A 17,231-nucleotide genomic window follows, 5' to 3' on the forward strand; every position below is an offset into this window, starting at 1 on the left:
CGTTTGCTTCAGAAAATGCGTTCGTTCAATAGATGCATTGAAGCCCCGCTTTATAGTTGTTATGTCACTTTTCCTTGAACCTAAGAAAAGTACTGGCACTTAATCGATGGCATCTTGGCTGAACAATATCTGGGAAGAAGTTGGCAAACCCTTCTTTCAACGCCCACACAGGGTACAGTTTGCAGCCTTGTGCGTGCGCGGATCCGGTGACGACAAAAAAGTTCTGTTGATCACCAGCCGTGGCACAGGTCGCTGGGTCATCCCAAAGGGATGGCCGATTGACGGCATGGACGGGGCAGAGACTGCCAAAGAAGAAGCATGGGAAGAAGCCGGTGTGAAAGTGAAACACCTGGGCCGCAAGGCAGTGGGCCATTTCACCTATGACAAGATCCTGGATGACGGTACGGCCCAACCCGTGCGCACCAATGTGTATCGCATAGATGTCAAAGATCTGGCCGAGGAATTCCCCGAGGTCAGCGAGCGTGAACGGTGCTGGTTTTCGCCGAAAGAGGCCGCAGAGCTGGTGCAAGAGCCGGAACTGCGCGAAATGCTGCGGCAAATGTAACGCTTTCGCAACAAACTTCTGTGAGGCCGGTTGCCACAAGACCTGCCAGCCGTTAACCGCGCCGGTTAAACCGTATTACCCACAGAAAACCGATGTCGAACACGAACGAAAAAAACCGCTGGCAAGCCCTGGACAGCGATCTGCACCGAATTTCCCGCCTTGAGCATGCGAACGTGCACGTGGCGCGGCCGCTGCTTGCGCCGGGCATCGCGCTGGCCTTCATAGTCATTGCAGGATTGATTGCTGCGATACTATTCGGTCGGGCAGACGGTGGCCTGATCGTCATCGCGGCTGCCGGTTTTGGTGCCTACATGGCAATCAACATCGGCGCCAACGACGTTGCCAACAACATGGGCCCAGCCGTCGGTGCCAACGCCCTGACCATGGGTGGCGCAATCGCCATTGCGGCAGTTGCAGAAAGCGCGGGAGCTTTGCTGGCGGGCGGCGATGTGGTTTCGACCATCTCCAAGGGCATCATCGACCCTGCCTCAGTCCAGAATAGCTCGGTCTTTATCTGGGCGATGATGGCCGCGCTGATCTCGTCGGCGTTGTGGGTCAATCTTGCGACATGGGTCGGCGCGCCCGTTTCCACAACGCATTCGGTCGTGGGTGGCGTGATGGGCGCTGGTATCGCAGCAGCAGGCCTTAGCGCGGTCAGCTGGGGCACGATGAGCGCGATTGCCGCCAGCTGGGTAATCTCTCCGGTTCTGGGCGGTGCGGTCGCCGCCGGTTTTCTGGCGCTGATCAAGGCGAAAATCCAGTATCAGGACGACAAGATCGCGGCAGCCCGTCGTTGGGTGCCTATTCTGGTGGCTGTGATGGCTGGTGCATTTGCGACATATCTCTCTGTCAAAGGCCTGAAGCGGATCGTGAAAATCGATCTGGAAATCGCGCTACTGATCGGATTGACCTCGGGCATTTTGGCTTGGGCCGTGACCGTGCCTTGGGTTCGCCGCAAATCCGAAGGGCTGGAAAACCGCACCAAATCTCTGAAAGTTTTGTTTGGGTTGCCTTTGGTCATTTCAGCCGGTTTTCTGAGCTTTGCACATGGTGCCAACGACGTCGCCAATGCTGTCGGCCCGCTGGCCGCAATTGTGCACGCCGCTGAATTTGGCGATTTTGCCTCGAAAGTCACGATCCCGACCTGGGTAATGGTGATCGGTGCCTTTGGGATTTCGTTCGGTTTGTTCCTGTTTGGCCCCAAGCTGATCCGGATGGTGGGTAGCCAGATCACCAAGCTGAACCCGATGCGCGCATTCTGTGTCGCGTTGTCGGCGGCGATCACAGTGATTGTTGCAAGTTGGCTTGGGCTGCCGGTCAGCTCGACCCACATCGCGGTAGGTGCGGTGTTCGGCGTCGGGTTTTACCGTGAATGGAATCAGGATCGCCGACGCAAGCAAAGTAATGATCGCCGTCCGCCCGAGTTGCGGCTGGCCCGTGAAGAGCAGCGGCGGCGCAAGCTGGTGCGTCGGTCGCATTTCATGACTATTATTGCCGCTTGGGTGATTACCGTCCCGGCCGCGGCTGCAATGTCAGCCGTTATCTTCTGGATACTGACCGCGTTCACCTGAATGTGGTCAGATCACGGGATGATCTGATCCGGTGACAGACTTACATCCGGCTTCTGTTCGATCAGAGCCTGTACCCTTGCGCAAATCGGTGCAGGCCGCCCATATTGCTTGCCCAGTCGGACAATCTCACCTTGCAGACTGTCGATTTCCGTCACGCGCCCCGCCGCGAGGTCATAGGCCATCGACGTGCGTGCGCTGGGGTCGATGGTCAGCATCCGGGCCGCGATCCGCGTGAATAACGGCGTTGGCAGACGCAGGATATGCGGCGTCATCCAGGCAGGCAAAGGTGTGGTTGATGCTACAGGGTGGCCTGCGACCTGAAGTACCCCCAAAGCCTCGGCCATCTGGTCGGACATCAGGCGACGCCACTTACGATCTAGCAATTGATTTTTTAACGTCAGCCCCGACAACGCGTTCAATGCGTTGTTCAGATTGATGACCAGTTTGCCCCATTGCACAGATTCGATGTCGTCGCTTTCGGTCACCGGCAGGTTAGGTGAACTAAGTGCCTGCCCCAAACCGCCCGGGCCGGACTGGATCACGATATCGCCCGAAGTGGCGCGGTGAAAGCTGGCGGGCTGTGGCGGCACAACGTTGAAGGGCACTATTCCCGCGCGAACGTCATGATCCGGAAGCGCTGCCCGCAGCACCCGGGCGTTTTCCATCCCGTTCTGCCAAGACAACACCGGTGCAGAGGTCGGGGCGAACCGCGCAATCTGACCTGCCATTTCCGCAGTGGCCGCCGCCTTGACGGCAACAATCACCAACTCAGCATCTTTCAGACAATCGGGGCTTTCGGACATCGTCAGCGTCTCGGCCGCCACATGAAGGTGCAGGCCGGAAAAATCAGTGACGGTCAGGCCCTGCTCACGGATTGGGTCCAGAATGCGTGGGCGGCCCAACAGCGTGACCGAGTGACCGGCATCAGCCAAAAAGGATCCACAATAACATCCAATGCTGCCCGCGCCTGCGATTACGATCTTCATGGCAACCCTCCCGTTGAGGCGAGGATTGCCGGTATCGCAAGTTCGGACAAGGCCCCCTGACGTCTGGTTAACGTGCCCGCCTTGGGCTAGTGCGCTCCAACTCGTCTGAAATCGGAATGAACTCCTGATCGTCGCCAGCGGGCAAGTGGAAGGCACCGTTGGCCCAATCGGCGGCTTTCCATTCGCGCGTAGCGTTTTCGATTTTTTCCTTCGAAGAGGACACGAAATTCCACCAGATGTAGCGATCTTCGTTCAACGTGGCACCCCCCAACAGCATCAGCCGTGCGCCAAGTGGACCGGCCTTGGCCGAAAGACGATCGCCAGGGCGAAACACCATCATGCGACCTTCCTCGAACATGTCGCCAGCAATCTCGACCGAGCCCTGAATGACATAGACCCCGCGATCTTCGTGATCGTCGGGCAATGGAAAGGTGGCACCGGGTTCAAGCTGCACGTCCAGATAGAAGGTGTCCGACAGCATCGTCACCGGGCTGGTTTCACCGTAGGCCGAACCAAGGATCAGCCGGGCACTGACACCGTTGTCCTCGATGTACGGCAGCGCGCCTTGCTTGTGGTGTTCAAAATCGGGGGCCATGTCCTCATGCGCCTCTGGCAGTGCAATCCAGGTCTGCACACCGAACAGGCTGTGTCGCTTGGCCCGCGTTTCCTCGCTGGTACGTTCCGAATGGGTCACGCCGCGGCCGGCCACCATCCAGTTCACCTCACCGGGATAGATCATCTGATGGGTGCCAAGGCTGTCGCGATGCTCGAACTCGCCCTGATACAGATAGGTCACTGTACCCAAGCCAATATGAGGGTGCGGTCGCACGTCGATGCCACCGTCGGTGATGAACTCGGCGGGGCCCACCTGGTCGAAAAAAATGAACGGTCCAACTAGCTGACGTTTAACCGAAGGCAGCGCACGCCGCACCTCGAACCCGCCCAGATCACGGGCACGAGGAATGATCAGCGTTTCCAGAGGAGATTCCTCAGGGTGTTGGGTGGGGTTCCAACTCATGACTGCTCTCCTGTGATCGGTCCGTTCAGTTCCCTGATACAGAATAGTACCGACAAACCAGCCATTCAATTTGCAAGAATGCACAGAACTGGTGCGGGCCCGGTCCTTAAATCAGACAAGACCCAGCCCGCGCGGCCAAAGCTGCGGGAAAAACGTCCCACCAATTCGATCACCTTCGCGATATCCTTCGGCTTCGAACTGCGCCCGTTCATCCTTGGCCCAATCCCCCCGATACCGGATCCTGCCATCCGGAGCGGTCATCCGCAGCGTAAACCTGCGTACCGTTTCCGTTGGGGTGACTGATGACAGCCCACCGTGCAAGGTGCGCATGTCGAAGAAGATGCAGTCGCCCAGATTCATATCCCATTGCAAAAGATCGAATGCACCCGGATCGGCATTGACGTCAGGCGGCGGGTGATAGGTCAACCCTGCAACCTCGGTGGGTTCGTAGCTGGGATGCCCGTCGGCGAACCTGACCCGCATGAACAGCTTGTCCCACAGATGCGAGCCTTTGACGAAGGCGATACCGTTTTCTTTGGTAACCGGCTCAAGCAGCAACCACAGGACGCACATCGTGCCTTCGAAGTCGAAATAGGACAGGTCCTGATGAAACGGTGGACGCGAAGTTGATCCAGCCTCGCGCAGGAACCAGTTGTCCATGACAAGATTGATCGATGGTGCACCCAGCAACTGTGCGGCAAGCGGAGCACAAGGTGAGTTGTGAACGAATTGCGTGAATTGCGGGATTTTATTCCAAGCCCAGTAGTCCTCGAAATAGGCAGGTGCGCGAGGGTCCTTGGTATGGCGGGTGAAATTATCGGTTGGGCGGACCAAATCCGCGTCGATGCCGTCTCGCAAAAGTGCCAGCCAATCCTCTGAGAACCTGGAGCGCAGTACAACCGCACCGTCGCGCTTGAACGCCTTGATTTCTTCGTCTGAGACAACGTCTTCGACAATCATAGTGCAGGACTCCCCGAACTGACGGATTTCAGGATGGCACCTGCGCGGGGGCACGGTCAAAGGAATTCACAATTTGTCACCCCCGCCGCGCGCCCCCTCGGAAACTGAAACAATCGTGCTATCTTTCCGCTGAAAGGATGCCCGGCATTGTCGAGGCGTGGTGAAACACTTGAAAAGAGAGGTTTGCATGCCTGGTCTTACGTTCTCTCGTCGTTCTTTGGTTTTGGCGTCTGGGGCTACTCTGGCAATGGGTGCGACAGGCCTTTTGGTTCCAGCGCGTGCAAATGGCCTGGTCCCCACCGCATCCATGCGTGGTGGATCTAACAATTACCGCCCCGGTGCGCCCATCGTTGACCGGATCGGCGGCGGCGGGTTCTGGATGACTGGCACGGTGCGGCGGGCCGGTGATGGTGCCCCCCTGCCCGACCAACGTATCCAGATCTGGGCGCATACGACAGAAGGCCACGAACGCGACCCGCAGAGTCACGGCGCAACTCTGACCGATGCCAATGGTGAGTTTCGACTGGAGATGCCGCAGATCGTACCCGCCTTTGGCCAGCCACACGGCCACCTGGCCTATGACAGTGGCGAGTTCGAGACGGTGTTCCTGCGCCCAATCATGGGCAGCTCCAAGGACAAGACCTTGGCCGCGCATTTCGTCCTGCAGCCCGCCTGATCACAGTGCGTCGAAGCCTAGTAACCTGGACCATTGTGATCCTTGGCATGGCCCTATCGCTTATCGCGGCCGCAGCCAGCCCGCTGCTGGCATGGCGCGAACCGGTCTACATTGCAGCCGGGTTTGCCGGTGTAGTATCAATGTGTTTGTTATTGATGCAGCCGCTGCTTGCCGGGCGTTTGTTACCCGGCCTGGCTCCGGTGACAAGCCGCCGTTGGCACCGGTGGTGTGGGTTGATGTTGGTTGCAGCCATTCTGATCCATGTCGGTGGTTTGTGGATTACCAGCCCGCCCGACGTTTTTGACGCCCTGTTATTTGTTTCACCGACACCGTTTTCGGCTTGGGGTGTGATTGCAATGTGGGCCGCGTTCGGAGCCGCGTTTCTGGGTCTTTTTCGCAAGCGCCTTGGATTGCGGTTTCGCGTCTGGAGGTTGGCTCATGCGAGCCTTGCGATCATCACCATTCTTGGTAGCATCGTACATGCCCTGCTGATTGAAGGCACTATGGAGGTCATGACCAAATGGGCGTTATGCGGTCTGGTCGTGTTGGCGAGCGTCACAACGCTCGCCAAAGTGCGGATTTGGGATATCAGGCGACCCAGCTGAACAACACATCGCCGAAGGCGGCCGGGCACTGGTTATGGCCCGGCCAGCCGTTTCGCGTAGGAAGTGCGGTTCATCTGAACGTCTTGCACCGTAAGGCTGCCAACGTCGGGCAAGGCCGCCGACAGAACCTCCAATATGGCCGCGTTAAGCCCAGAGCGCGTCGCCTCGTCACGACCCTGCATCAGCAGAAGCGTGGCGTGGACAAAGCTCTGGGGATCAGTGCCGATACGGTAGTATTCTACCGGAATGGCGCGGATTTTTATCGTTTCAGCGTCGAATTCACGATGTTCAGCCAGCAAGGCAAATAGCTGATCGCAAATTGCCTGAACATCATGGACCTGCTCTATGCCTTTCGAAAACTCCTGTGTGACATGAGGCATGGTACACTCCGTTCAGACGCCCAGACACCAGCGCATCACGGCCTTTTGCGCGTGCAGACGGTTTTCGGCCTCGTCGAAGATGACCGAGTTGGGGCCGTCCATCACTTCGGATGTCGCTTCTTCTTCGCGGTGGGCAGGCAAGCAGTGCATGAACAGCGCGTCCGATTTTGCATGTGACATCAGCTCGGCGTTGACCTGATAGGGGCGCAGCATGTTGTGGCGACGTTCCTTGGCGGACTGGGAATCGTGCATTGAAACCCAGGTATCGGCGACCACCAGATCGGCACCCTCAACCGCTTTATACGGGTCTCGTTCGACCACGATTTTCGAGCCCTTTTGGTGGGCAAGCCCCATAAACTCTTCTTCCGGATCAAGCTGGGCCGGGCCGGTGAAAGTGAAATCAAACCCGAACTGACCCGCAGCATGTAGGAACGAGGCGCAAACATTGTTGCCGTCGCCGGTCCAGACTACTTTCTTGCCCGCAATCGGACCGCGGTGTTCCTCAAACGTCAGCACATCCGCCATGATCTGGCAGGGATGGGTGCGGTCAGTCAGGCCGTTAATGACTGGCACGTCCGAGTATTCAGACATCTCGGTCAGAATGGTCTCATCGAAGGTCCGGATCATGATCATGTCGACATAGCGCGACAGGACGCGGGCGGTGTCAGCGATGGTTTCACCGTGGCCCAGTTGCATGTCCTTGCCCGACAGCACCATGGTCTGCCCCCCCATCTGACGCACGCCCACGTCAAAGGACACGCGCGTTCTGGTAGACGGTTTTTCGAAGATCAGCGCGACCATACGGTCTTTAAGAGGCTGTTCGTCATCAAGTGCTGCCTTTGGGCGGCCCAGGCGCGCCTGTTTCATAGCGCCCGCCTGATCAATCATGGTCCGCAGATCGCCCGCGTCGGTTTTATGGATATCGAGGAAATGGTTCATTTCAGTTCACTTTTCATTCGGGTGTGTCTTAGGCCGAGGCCATTGACTCTTCGACCTGCGCAGCGGCTTTTTCGAGGCGGATCACGGCTTGGGCGATGTCATCCTCGGTCAATGTCAGCGGCGGAAGCAGGCGGATCACGTTATCGGCTGCGGGGACGGTAATGACCTCATTATCATAGCCGGCGTTTACCATGTCGATATTGGGCGCTTTGCACTTCAGGCCTAGCATCAGTCCTGTTCCGCGCACTTCTTCGAAGACCTCCGGGTGCTCGGCGATTAGCCCTTCGAGCTTCTGGCGAAGCATCCCGGCCTTGCGGTTGACGCCCTCTAGGAATGCAGGCGTTGCCACCTGATCAATAACGGCGCAGCCCACGGCACAGCCCAGCGGGTTGCCGCCATAGGTAGAGCCATGCGTGCCTGCCGTCATACCGCTGGCGGCGTCTTCCGTGGCGAGAACCGCCCCTAGAGGGAAGCCACCGCCGATGCCTTTGGCGACCATCATGATGTCCGGGGTAATTCCAGCCCATTCATGGGCGAACAGCTTGCCGGTACGACCTACTCCACATTGCACCTCATCGAGGATCAAAAGCAGGCCGTTGTCATCGCAAATCTGGCGCAAGGCTTTGAGTTCCGCGTCTGGGACGGGACGGATGCCGCCCTCGCCCTGCACGGGTTCGATCATGATCGCGGCGGTTCTATCGGTGATCGCGTTGGTGACGCCATCGAGGTCGCCAAACGTGACATGAACAAAGCCCGGCAGCAGCGGGCCGAAGCCCTTGGTCATCTTCTCAGACCCGGCAGCGGCAATACCAGCCGACGACCGGCCGTGGAACGAGCCATCAAAGGTGATGATCTCGACCCGTTCAGGCTGATCCTTGTCATAGAAATACTTGCGGGCCATCTTGACCGCCAGTTCGCAAGACTCGGTGCCCGAGTTTGTGAAGAAAACAGTGTCAGCAAAAGTATGCTCGACCAGCTTGTCCGCCAGCGCCTGCTGCTGCGGGATGTGGTAGAGGTTTGAAACATGCCACAGCGCGTGCGCCTGTTCGGTCAGGGCATTGACCAGTGCGGGGTGGGCATGGCCCAGCGCATTCACGGCGATCCCAGCGCCCAGGTCCAGAAAACGTCGGCCATCCGCCTCGGTCAGCCAGGCGCCTTCGCCCTTCACGAAAGTCAGGGGCGCGCGGTTGTAGGTCGGCAGAACGGACGGGATCATGGGATCATCCTTTTCAGGTAGTTTGAGCCTTGTGAGTGATACACTCGGCCTGTGTTCGTCAACTGATTTGGTGAAAATTGCGCCGATTTGAACAGCGCAAATAGATCAAAGAGGCCGGTTACGCGGCGAAGCGTCGGCGTCGGAGTCGCAGGATATGTGCGTTTTTGATCATAAGCCGCCGTATAGCGCTGCCCGAGGCGTCTGAAAACCCTGAAATTTGCGGACGCTGAAAATACTTGTGTGCGCGACATTTGTCGCTTGCCATTTACCCCATGCTAACGCACCGCTGACATATGTTTGTCGCCAAAGCCCACAATCCGCCTCTTGCGGCCGTGCTGATCACCGCCGCCAGCGCGTTGCTGGCCGGGACCACCCTGCTGGCCAAAGCCTTGGGGACGGGCACGTTGGGCCCCGCGCTGCATCCAATGCAGATCAGCCATGGGCGGTTTCTGTTTGCCTTTATCGTGATCGTCACCGCCGTAGGCGTGATGCGGCCCCGCTTGCAACGTCCGCATTGGGGGCTGCATATCGGGCGAACAAGTTTCGGCTGGGTCGGGATCACACTGATGTTCGCCTCGGTCGCATTCATTCCGATCGCGGATGCGACGGCGATTTCTTTTTTGAACCCGGTCTTTGCAATGGTGCTGGCAATCCCGCTGCTGAAAGAGGGTGTTGGCCCGTGGCGCTGGCTGGCGGCAGCGGTGGCGCTGATTGGGGCGCTGATTCTGTTGCGCCCGACACCTGACAGCTTTCAACCCGCCGCTCTTCTGGCACTGACCGCAGCCGCAGTCATCGGGATGGAGCTGATATTCATCAAGAAACTCTCGGGTCGTGAAATCCCAATCCAGATCTTGCTTATCAACAACGCGATGGGCCTGACGATTGCCTCTATCGCGGTGAGCTTTGTATTCCAGATGCCAACTTTAGAACAATGGGCGGCACTCGCGGGTATCGGCGCATTGATGGCCTGTGCGCAGGCGTGTTTTGTGAATGGTATGGCGCGGGCAGACGCCTCATTTGTTGCCCCAATCAGCTATGCGACGCTGATTTTCGCTGCATTCTACGATTTCGCGATATTCGGCGTGATTCCGGACGGGATCAGTATGATCGGCTCAGCCATAATTCTGACCGGCGGACTTATTCTTGTCTGGCGAGAAGCGCGGGCGCGGCAGGCCTGAAACTCTAAAAAGTTCTCCTGACATGGCCCGGGGGCGACCTGTATGTCGCAAACCCGGAAGAACGCGGATTGATCCGGCGCAATGTAACCTCAGTTGATTTGAGAGTTTACCCATGCACGAACGCCGTATCCCCGAATGGGTGCGCCATGCCCCAGCGCCTTCAGTCCGCGACTTTGGTATCCTTGCCGGGTTCGAGGCGATTGTCCGCGGCATTCTGATTTCGGTCTTTCCACTGGCCATGTACCGGGCGCTGGGTGATGCGTCTTCGGTATCATTCCTGTATTTTCTGGTCGGCGTTATCTCGTTGATTGCGGGGCTGATGGTGCCGTTCCTGATCCGCTTCGTACCACGCAGATGGGCATACACCGTCGGTTGCCTCATGTTCATCGGCGGTGCCCTTCTGGCGATTGAGGGCAGCCCGGCGGCAGTGGTCGGCGCGCTTGCACTGAACACGGTCGCGACAGTGGTCACATTCATTTGCTTCAATGCTTATGTCCTGGATTACATCAGCAAAATCGAGCTGGGCAAATGTGAGACCAGTCGCATGTTTTACAGCGCCCTCGGCTGGGCGGGCGGCCCGATGGCCGGCGTCTTATTGCTGGAGGTATGGCCCCCTGCCCCCTTTGTCATCAGCGCGGTGGCAGGTGCGGTCATGCTGATCCAGTTCTGGCGCATGCGGTTGGGCAATGGCAAGTTGATCACCAAGGCGCGAGGCACCGCAAAAAACCCGCTGGCCTTTCTGCCGCGCTTCTTTGCCCAGCCGCGGTTGGTGGCCGGGTACCTTTTCGCCATGATCCGATCCTGTGGCTGGTGGATCTATGTAGTGTATCTACCCATCTTCGCCATTCAAAACGGGCTGGGTGAGCAACTGGGCGGCATCCTTTTGTCCACCACCAATGCGATGCTGTTCGCAGCTCCGCTTATTCTACGTTGGGTGCAGGGGCGTTCGATTCGCACAGCAGTCCGCGTGGGTTTTGCTGCCTGCGGAACCTGCTTTGTCACCGCTGGGGCAATCGCAGGTTGGCCGATCGCGGCGGTTGCGGCGTTGGTTCTTGGGTCCATCTGGCTGATCGTTCTGGACATTTGCGCCGGTCTGCCTTTCCTCATGGCAGTGAAACCGTCCGAACGCACTGAAATGTCAGCGATCTACTCCAGTTACCGCGACGTCTCCGGCATTCTGACACCAGGAGTTGCATCACTGGTCCTTCTAATCTCACCGGTCGCCGGGGTTTTTGCAGTCGGAGGCTTGGCCCTGTTTGGGGCCTGGGCCGTGGCCGTAAATCTGCACCCCCGACTGGGAAAGCCCAGAATGACCTTTCAGCCGGGCTCCTTAGCCGAGACAGGTTAAGCCTTGAGGCGATACCCCGTCCGCAACATCTGCCAGGTCAACGCGCCGACCAGCAGCGTGGCGCCGGTACAAACGGCAATTCCCAACCAGGGTGAGCTATCGGACACGCCAATCATTCCATACCTCAGGCCGTCAATCAGATAGAAAACCGGGTTGACATGACTCACCCGGTTCAGGATCGGAGGCAGCGCCTGGACCGAATAAAACGTACCCGACAAAAAAGCCAATGGTGTCACGATGAAGTTCGTGATGGCCGCCATCTGATCAAACTTGTCGGCTAAAATACCGGCAAACAGGCCCAAGGCCCCCATGAATACGCCGCCCAGCACAACGAAGATCAGGGCAAACAACGGGCTCTGCGGGTAAATGCCCAAAACCAGCGCAAGTGCGACCGCAACTACGCATGCGATCAGAACACCACGCGCGACCCCACCAGCCAGATAGCCCAGCAGGATTTCAAGCGGGGACAAAGGCGGCATCAACGTATCGACGATGTTTCCCTGCACTTTGGCGATCACCATCGAGGATGAGGTGTTGGCGAACGCATTCTGGATTACGGTCATCATCATGATACCCGGTGCCAGAAACGTCAGGAACGGCACCCCCATCACATCCGGACGTCCTGGCCCGATGGCGATATTGAAGATCAGCAGGAACAGCCCGGCCGTCACAAGCGGCGCCAACAGGGTTTGTGTCCAGACCGCCAGAAACCGCAATGTTTCGCGTTGGGCCAGCGTGTAAAGCCCCATCCAGTTAACTGTTCCGAAACGACGTTCGCTCTGATCTGCGGAAATCTGCATCACCTGCCCTCATCCTGATTCGAGAACCGCTTGTAACTCGGCTCGCAGTGATTAAAATAGGGGGCTGAGACGAATTCCCAAGGCGGCCCGAATCCGGGGCCGCTTTCCGCTTTTGAAAGGCAAATGATGTCCTGGACTGACGAGCGCGTAGAACTGCTGAAGAAAATGTGGGGCGAGGGCCAGTCGGCCAGCCAGATCGCCAAGGAGCTGGGCGGCGTGACCCGCAATGCGGTGATCGGCAAGGTGCACCGTCTGGGTCTGTCGAACCGCGCAACCGGTGCCTCGCCGGCCAAATCCGAACCCAAGGAAAAACCGGCACCCGCGCCCAAGGCCGAGGCCAAGCCAAGGCCAGCGCCCAAGACCGAACCGGCGCGCCCGGCCCCGGCACCAACAGCTGAGACAAAACCTGCTGTTCCGGCCCGCCGCCAGATCATTCCGGCCGGTCAACCGTTGCCGCCACAGCCATCGGCCAATGAAATCAGTCCCGAGGCACTGGCCAAAGTCAACGAGATCGAGAAGAAGGCCAAGAAGCTGACGCTGATGGAACTGACCGAGAAGACCTGTAAGTGGCCCGTGGGCGACCCCGCGACTGAGGATTTCTGGTTCTGCGGCCTGCCGGTTGAAGCGGGTAAACCTTATTGCGAAGCACATGTGGGCGTGGCGTTCCAGCCAATGAGCTCGCGTCGAGATCGTCGGCGGTAAATTCATAGGCGTGCGCGCTGGTCTCTTGGTGTGTCACGGGCGACTTGTTTTCTTAACTGACCACCCATCGAAAGGCGGGTGGTCAGTCCTTTTTTGACCAGAGAGATTCTGCTATTCCACCAAGATTGAGATACAAAGTCCTGTTCTTCGCCTATGCTGTGCTGATCTTTATTGCCTACATGCAGCCGTTAGATCCGCAATTGTTCGAACCAAACACGGACAGAAAAGCCCTCTTATTGTTCATTCAAGGCTTGTTTCTGCTCGTTTGGCTCATCCCCGCCGCACCCATATGCATTGGCGGACTTGCCTTGCTAGGGATGTGTCCAATCCCGCGTCTTCTAGCAGTATTTCTGGCGATCTCGTCAGTTGTGATTGGACTACTGCTGACACTGGCATCCGGCGTGCTCGCCTTATTTTCGGACACTCAGCTGTTACATGGGATCAGCTTAACGATCGCGATTGCATCGAGCTTTCTCATTTGGTCGGGGCGTGATGGGAAGCCAAATCCATCACGGACTGCTAAAATCGGGATATCGATCTCGACTCTGTTCGCGCTCTGGTCCCTGCTGACGATTCCGATGCTCTTGTTTCAAGCACGGTTGATCGCGGACGGTTCCCCCTATTGCATCGCCGAGCATTCCGAGAATTCCGAGAATTCTCCGATCGAGGTCCTGCATGGGCTACGTGGATTCTCATTCTACACAACAAAAACCGGGTACAAATCGACGTCTGAATGGTACTTTCACGGTTTGATGATCGTAGATCATCCCGACGATCAAAGGGTTTACAATTGGTCTCCAAGACATTGGCGTTTCGATCTTGTAGAACGCCCGGATGCACTGATCGAACCGGTCAGAAACGTCTGCGTCGCAAAGTAAGTTCTACTGCGCCGGATGCGATGGCAAATCCGGCATCGGCACCCAGCGTGGTAATTCATCCGGAGAGACCGAGACATGGAGCTTCTCTGACCGGTCGCGGCCCACCTTGCGGTGCTTCCGCAGCAGGAAAATCTTGCCCCAGCCACGCCACGTTCCAACAGAACGGGCAGAGGTATCCGTCGGGAACCGATCACGCCAGCCTTCGGGCAAAGGCAAACCGTGCAACTCGGCCTTATCCAGCATCCAGACCAGAGAAATGTTGCTGAGGGGACGGGCCTCCTCAAAGCCGTTCAACTGGCCGCCCACATCACCGTGAGTGCCACGGAACCATACCTGTTCGACATGACCTTTGAATTCGGGCGTACATTTCCACAAAACCGGCTCGAACACTTCGCGGGTCTCGTCCAGTGCCATCGCGTGGTAGCCATGGCGCGTCGCCGGGCCAAGCTGGTGGGTGTGAAAGGAATGGCGCTCTTCGGCCCAGCGCCACAGCAGCGGCAGACGCATGCCCAGCGCTTTGACCGTATCCCAGACGCCAACCATCTCAATCGCCACATCCTCGTGACAGAATTGCCGCCGGAACGCGGCCGCGGCTGACCCGCTGGCGTTGCATTCATAGTGGCGGTAGGCCTGCTTGATGTTGCGAACGGTCGCATGTTCAGCCTTAACCAGACCGATCATATCGATCACGCCAGCAAGGCTGCGCACACCATAGGCGCCGCGTGAATAGCCGATGAAATAGATACGGTCGCCGGGTTTGTAGCGTGAGGCGAGATAGCCATAGGCGCGGCGGATCTGGCGGTTGATGCCGCGCCCCATCATCACGTCCAGCGAGGATTTCCAGTTTTCCCATTGCACACCGGATTCGTAAAAGACCGACACTTTGCTGCCCATTTCACGGCATAGCCGTAGAGTCTGGCCCGCATGTGTTTCAAAGCCCGGCTCAAGCGTCGACATAGTGCCGTCAAGGATAATCACATGGCTGACGGGCTCGCGGTGAAGCGCCTCGGCGGAATGCTCGGACCGTAAGGGCCGTCCGAGCCATCCCAGTACCTTTCTACTCAGCCGCGACAGAACCATGCGTTAACAATTCCCATACTTTGTGAGGTGTGAAAGGCATGTCCGCCTGCCGCACCCCGTGATCCCAGAGCGCATCCTGAACAGCGTTTGCCACCGCGGCCAGCGCGCCCACGGTGCCGGCCTCGCCACAACCTTTCATCCCCATCGGGTTAGAGGTTGACGGAACCGGCGCCGAGGTAAACTTAATCATGGGTATCTCGGCGGCGCGGGGCAAGGCGTAATCCATCAACGAAGCCGTGAGCAGTTGCCCCTGCGCATCATGTACAACACATTCCGTCAATGCCTGACCGATGCCTTGTACCACCCCGCCATGCACCTGCCCTTCGGCCAACATCGGGTTGATAAGATTACCGAAATCATCAACGATCGTATATTGGTCGACCCAGGTTTCACCGGTGTAAGAATCGATCACGACTTCGGCAACATGTGCGCCATTGGGATAGCTGCGCGCATCCAGATTGGCGCTGGCTTCATGGCTCAGCAGGTCGGCGCGCCCATCGGCGCGGGCCATCTCCGCGGCTTCGCTTAGCGTGGGCGTCAGGTTTGACCCCGGTGCGCGGAAGGTTTCATGGTCGAAACGCACATCACTTTCCTCTACCCCCATCTTATCCGCCAGATACGGCGTGAATGCGGCGATCATGACATCAATTGTCGCCAGCGTGGCTGTGCTTTGCACCGTAACCGAACGTGACCCGCCAGTCCCGCCGCCATGTGGCAACTGATCGCTGTCACCCTGGACCACATTGATCTGGTCCATCGGAACTCCGGTCTGGTCTGACAGGAATTGCGCATAGACCGTCTCATGCCCCTGCCCGTTCGATTGGGTGCCGACATAAAGGTTCACCGTGCCATCCTCACAGAACTCGACTTTCGCGTTTTCCGAAGGGTCACCCAAAATGCTTTCGATATAGTAACACAAGCCCCGCCCCCGGATCAGGCCACGTTCTGCATCTGCAGTTTTTCGCGTCGCAAACCCCTGGGTCTGGATATCTGCACGGGACAGGACCATATCGAAATCACCTACGTCATAGATTTCGCCGGTCGCGGTCTTGTAGGGGAAGTTCTCCGGCCGGATGAAATTCCTGCGGCGCAACTCCCAAGGATCGACGCCCAGATGGCGCGCGGCGCGATCCATTACACGTTCCAGAACATAGATCGCCTCGGGCCGCCCTGCCCCCCGATAGGCGTCGACTTGCGTGGTGTTGGTATAGAACCCCTCAACCCGCAGATACGTCGTTTGAACGTCGTAAACCCCCATCAACACCTTGCTGAAAAGACTGGTCTGGATCGCTTGCCCAAAATGACTGCTATACGCACCCAGATTTACCTTGCTGTGCACACGGTAAGCCGTGATTTTCAGGTCCTCGTCAAAGGCGAGCTCAGCCAATGAGGTCAGGTCGCGACCGTGATGATCCGACTGCATCGCCTCGGATCGGTCAGACATCCAATGAACTGGCTGCCCGAGTTTCATTGCAGCAACTGAGACGCAAAAGTACTCAGGGTACGGCATGACCTTCATGCCGAATCCGCCACCCACATCCGGGGTGGTGACACGGATCGCCTCGGGCTCCAGCTTCAGCTTTTGCGCCAACTGCGCCCGCATCGCCCAGACGCCTTGCCCACCATAGGCAAAGTGCAAACGTCCATCGACCCAATTGGCCTGACATCCCCGTGGCTCGATTGAGGTGATGATCACGCGGTTGTCGGCCACATCCAGCGAAACGGTATGCGCGGCAGCCTGAAAGGCCGCATCGGTTGCTGCTTCATCGCCCAACCCCCAATCAAAAGCACGATTGTCGGCGACCTGATCATGCAGCGGTTCGCCCCCGGCTTCGACATCCAGCTTTGCGGGCAGATCATCCGTGTCCATCCAGATCATCTCAACCGCATCCCGCGCCTGCAACAGCGTGTCTGCGATCACGACGGCCACAGGTTCGCCAACAAACCGGACGCGGTCTTGGGCCAGCATATGCCTGTCGGGCGCAAGGGTCTGAGAGCCATCGCGGTTCTGCACAGTTGCCGCGTTCATCACTGTGTCGATCCCCGCCGTCGAGAGATCATCCAGTGTCATGACAAGGCGCACCCCTTCCGCCTCACGTGCGGCATCCAGATCCAGCGCCGTGATCCGACCATGGGCAACCGGGCTGCGATAAAAGGCTGCGAACAGAGCATCTTCTGGTACATCATCGTCCATGTATCGTCCGTGCCCGGTCAGAAACCGCTGATCTTCTGTCCGTTTGACGGGCTGGCTTTTGCCGAACTTTTCCATGCGATGATCCTCCTGCGATGGCGACCGTAGCCCAGCCCAAGTCGATGTCCAGTCGAACAG

17 protein-coding genes are annotated in these 17,231 nt (G+C 58.0%); 8 read left to right on the plus strand and 9 right to left on the minus strand.

Annotation, left to right across the window (positions count from 1 at the left end):
- Nucleotides 1–106 precede the first annotated feature (106 nt).
- Nucleotides 107–565, plus strand: a complete 459-nt coding sequence (locus DS906_RS12550; protein ID WP_113790499.1) for an NUDIX hydrolase — start codon at nucleotides 107–109, stop codon at nucleotides 563–565.
- A gap of 92 nt (nucleotides 566–657) precedes the next feature.
- On the plus strand, nucleotides 658–2,136 hold the full coding sequence (locus DS906_RS12555) for an inorganic phosphate transporter (RefSeq protein ID WP_113790500.1): 1,479 nt from the start codon (nucleotides 658–660) through the stop codon (nucleotides 2,134–2,136).
- 11 nt (nucleotides 2,137–2,147) lie between these two features.
- Here DS906_RS12555 and DS906_RS12560 read toward each other — a convergent pair whose 3' ends face one another.
- The 3 genes from DS906_RS12560 to DS906_RS12570 all read right to left on the minus strand — a co-directional run bounded on the left by DS906_RS12560 (nucleotide 2,148) and on the right by DS906_RS12570 (nucleotide 5,100).
- Entirely contained in the window at nucleotides 2,148–3,122 is a 975-nt protein-coding gene (locus tag DS906_RS12560) for a 2-dehydropantoate 2-reductase (protein WP_113790501.1), read from the minus strand.
- A gap of 67 nt (nucleotides 3,123–3,189) precedes the next feature.
- Nucleotides 3,190–4,140 (minus strand): pirin family protein, encoded by a 951-nt coding sequence (locus DS906_RS12565; protein WP_113790502.1) that lies wholly within the window; start codon nucleotides 4,138–4,140, stop codon nucleotides 3,190–3,192.
- 111 nt (nucleotides 4,141–4,251) lie between these two features.
- Nucleotides 4,252–5,100: a phytanoyl-CoA dioxygenase family protein gene (locus tag DS906_RS12570; RefSeq protein WP_113790503.1), complete on the minus strand. Its 849-nt coding sequence runs from the start codon at nucleotides 5,098–5,100 to the stop codon at nucleotides 4,252–4,254.
- A 187-nt stretch (nucleotides 5,101–5,287) separates the two neighbouring features.
- On the opposite strand from DS906_RS12570, the gene DS906_RS12575 reads away from it, so the two are divergent.
- Nucleotides 5,288–5,776 carry a twin-arginine translocation pathway signal gene (locus DS906_RS12575; RefSeq protein WP_113790504.1) on the plus strand — a complete coding sequence of 163 codons (489 nt, stop codon included), beginning with the start codon at nucleotides 5,288–5,290 and terminating at the stop codon, nucleotides 5,774–5,776.
- Between the two features lie 47 nt (nucleotides 5,777–5,823).
- Nucleotides 5,824–6,381, plus strand: a complete 558-nt coding sequence (locus DS906_RS12580) for a ferric reductase-like transmembrane domain-containing protein (RefSeq protein WP_113790505.1) — start codon at nucleotides 5,824–5,826, stop codon at nucleotides 6,379–6,381.
- 32 nt (nucleotides 6,382–6,413) lie between these two features.
- Here the strand turns inward: DS906_RS12580 and DS906_RS12585 are convergent, their stop codons facing one another.
- The 3 genes from DS906_RS12585 to DS906_RS12595 are packed head-to-tail and all read right to left on the minus strand — an operon-like array spanning nucleotide 6,414 to nucleotide 8,916.
- Entirely contained in the window at nucleotides 6,414–6,761 is a 348-nt protein-coding gene (locus DS906_RS12585; RefSeq protein ID WP_113790506.1) for a 5-carboxymethyl-2-hydroxymuconate Delta-isomerase, read from the minus strand.
- 12 nt (nucleotides 6,762–6,773) lie between these two features.
- Nucleotides 6,774–7,700 (minus strand): ornithine carbamoyltransferase, encoded by a 927-nt coding sequence (gene argF, locus DS906_RS12590; protein ID WP_113790507.1) that lies wholly within the window; start codon nucleotides 7,698–7,700, stop codon nucleotides 6,774–6,776.
- Nucleotides 7,701–7,728: 28 nt separating this feature from the next.
- The gene (locus tag DS906_RS12595; protein WP_113790508.1) at nucleotides 7,729–8,916 is read right to left on the minus strand and encodes an aspartate aminotransferase family protein; all 1,188 of its coding nucleotides are present in this window, start codon (nucleotides 8,914–8,916) and stop codon (nucleotides 7,729–7,731) included.
- A gap of 293 nt (nucleotides 8,917–9,209) precedes the next feature.
- Between DS906_RS12595 and DS906_RS12605 the strand changes: the two genes are divergently transcribed.
- Together DS906_RS12605 and DS906_RS12610 are read left to right on the plus strand one after the other, a co-directional pair.
- Nucleotides 9,210–10,094, plus strand: a complete 885-nt coding sequence (locus DS906_RS12605; protein WP_113790510.1) for a DMT family transporter — start codon at nucleotides 9,210–9,212, stop codon at nucleotides 10,092–10,094.
- Nucleotides 10,095–10,206: 112 nt separating this feature from the next.
- A complete protein-coding gene (locus DS906_RS12610) occupies nucleotides 10,207–11,442 on the plus strand; it encodes an MFS transporter (protein WP_113790511.1) in 1,236 nt (411 codons plus the stop codon).
- Here the strand turns inward: DS906_RS12610 and DS906_RS12615 are convergent.
- Nucleotides 11,439–12,242, minus strand: coding sequence for an ABC transporter permease (locus tag DS906_RS12615; RefSeq protein WP_113790512.1), 804 nt, complete (start codon nucleotides 12,240–12,242; stop codon nucleotides 11,439–11,441). The genes DS906_RS12610 and DS906_RS12615 overlap by 4 nt on opposite strands.
- Nucleotides 12,243–12,368: 126 nt before the next feature.
- On the opposite strand from DS906_RS12615, the gene DS906_RS12620 reads away from it, so the two are divergent.
- Together DS906_RS12620 and DS906_RS12625 are read left to right on the plus strand one after the other, a co-directional pair.
- Nucleotides 12,369–12,944 carry a GcrA family cell cycle regulator gene (locus DS906_RS12620; RefSeq protein WP_113790570.1) on the plus strand — a complete coding sequence of 192 codons (576 nt, stop codon included), beginning with the start codon at nucleotides 12,369–12,371 and terminating at the stop codon, nucleotides 12,942–12,944.
- Nucleotides 12,945–13,069: 125 nt separating this feature from the next.
- Nucleotides 13,070–13,822 (plus strand): hypothetical protein, encoded by a 753-nt coding sequence (locus tag DS906_RS12625; protein ID WP_113790513.1) that lies wholly within the window; start codon nucleotides 13,070–13,072, stop codon nucleotides 13,820–13,822.
- A gap of 3 nt (nucleotides 13,823–13,825) precedes the next feature.
- On the opposite strand, the gene DS906_RS12630 is transcribed toward DS906_RS12625, so the two are convergent.
- Both DS906_RS12630 and DS906_RS12635 read right to left on the minus strand, forming a co-directional pair.
- Nucleotides 13,826–14,902, minus strand: a complete 1,077-nt coding sequence (locus tag DS906_RS12630; RefSeq protein WP_113790514.1) for a DUF2235 domain-containing protein — start codon at nucleotides 14,900–14,902, stop codon at nucleotides 13,826–13,828.
- On the minus strand, nucleotides 14,880–17,171 hold the full coding sequence (locus DS906_RS12635; RefSeq protein WP_113790515.1) for a xanthine dehydrogenase family protein molybdopterin-binding subunit: 2,292 nt from the start codon (nucleotides 17,169–17,171) through the stop codon (nucleotides 14,880–14,882). Before DS906_RS12635 ends, DS906_RS12630 begins: the two co-directional genes overlap by 23 nt.
- Between the last annotated feature and the right edge of the window lie 60 nt (nucleotides 17,172–17,231).

The sequence above is a fragment of the Ruegeria sp. A3M17 genome (assembly GCF_003318255.1).
Taxonomy (GTDB): Bacteria; Pseudomonadota; Alphaproteobacteria; order Rhodobacterales; family Rhodobacteraceae; genus Ruegeria.